Here is a 1,309-nt window from a genome sequence, read left to right on the forward strand (position 1 = left end):
CTTGCAACGAAGGCAAGGTATCAAAATCCGTTAGGTAGTGATAACCCTGCGTTTTAAATTCTTCAATCAGGTTTCTGTCTTCACGCTCAAAGTATCGAACACCTCCACCAAGTAACAGATCGACGGGCAGCTTTCCATTTACTTTGTTATCCAAGTAGTCGTCTGCTATCTGATCATAATTACGACGAGATTCGTTGTGTGCGGCAAAGCTTGCAGGCGTCGCGTGGTTAATTTGCGAAGTCGCCACTAGAGCGGTTGTCATGCCCTGCTCTTTCGCTACTTCCAACATCGTTTTAACTGGCTTTTTATGGGTATCGACAGCGACGGCGCCATTGTAACTCTTTATGCCACTGCTTAAGGCCGTCGCGCCTGCTGCACTGTCAGTGACATAAGTATCATCATCGGGATAGGTGTGAGCCATGCCAACCAGTATCGAGTCAAAGACTGTAGGCTCAATCTGTTTAGTTTCTGGGTTATCTTGATAATAACGGTAGGCGGTTGTGTAGGCAGGGCCCATTCCATCACCGATCATATAAATAATATTTTTCGGTGTTTCATTGGCGTGAACAAACCCGGCCAGTAAACTGGCCGCAAGTAAAGAGTATCTGATTGTCATATTTCATCCATGAAAAAGTGACTGCGAATATAAGCCGTCACTTTAATTACTGTTTTGCTTACAAGTATTCATCAATACTATCATTCAGTTAGGATGAAACCTCGTGTTACATCATGGTTTTGCAACCCAAATCATTTCTTAAATAGGATCACTTCTGTACGTAGGCCAGCTTTAGGTGTCTCATTCGGGTTATTCAAGTAGCGCTCAATCCCCAAAGGCTTGCTCTTCACTTTTATGCCGTTTTGGCGTGTCAAATTCATCCCTAACGACCACGCATTGCCCAAAAACTGGTAGTCACCTTTGTGCTCAATCACAAAAGTTTCACACGCTGGAATCGTGCCAAACACAAAACCATTTGGTACCTCTACCATTTCACTCACGGGCAAGCAGGTTACAAATTCAAAATGACCGAGCTTCATGTCCATTGAAAGGTAATAGCAGAACAGTTCGCCGCTGACGGGCAGACTTTCTTTCTGCATCAGTTCGTACAGTCTTTGAGTTTGCTTTTTCATGATTGGACCAAGCTCAGGAATTGTGCCTGAACCTTGCAAACCAACGTAATGTATCAAATCTTGATGACGAGTGCCGATTTCGCTCAACTGCGACAATATTTGCCCTGTTTCTAACTGGCTTTTTAGCATCTTGAGCCCACGATCGTAATCCATTTCAACCATGGATTTGAACATCGTTTTC

The 1,309-nt window shown here is 43.9% G+C and carries 2 protein-coding genes; both read right to left on the bottom strand.

Annotation, left to right across the window (positions count from 1 at the left end):
* A partial coding sequence (locus R7070_RS25445) for an alkaline phosphatase (protein WP_318141418.1) occupies positions 1-616 on the bottom strand: 616 nt, incomplete at its 3' end.
* 131 nt (positions 617-747) lie between these two features.
* A partial coding sequence (locus tag R7070_RS25450) for a GyrI-like domain-containing protein (protein WP_318141419.1) occupies positions 748-1,309 on the bottom strand: 562 nt, incomplete at its 5' end.

Source organism: Vibrio sp. 1557 (assembly GCF_033340175.1).
In the GTDB taxonomy this organism is placed as follows: domain Bacteria; phylum Pseudomonadota; class Gammaproteobacteria; order Enterobacterales; family Vibrionaceae; genus Vibrio; species Vibrio alginolyticus.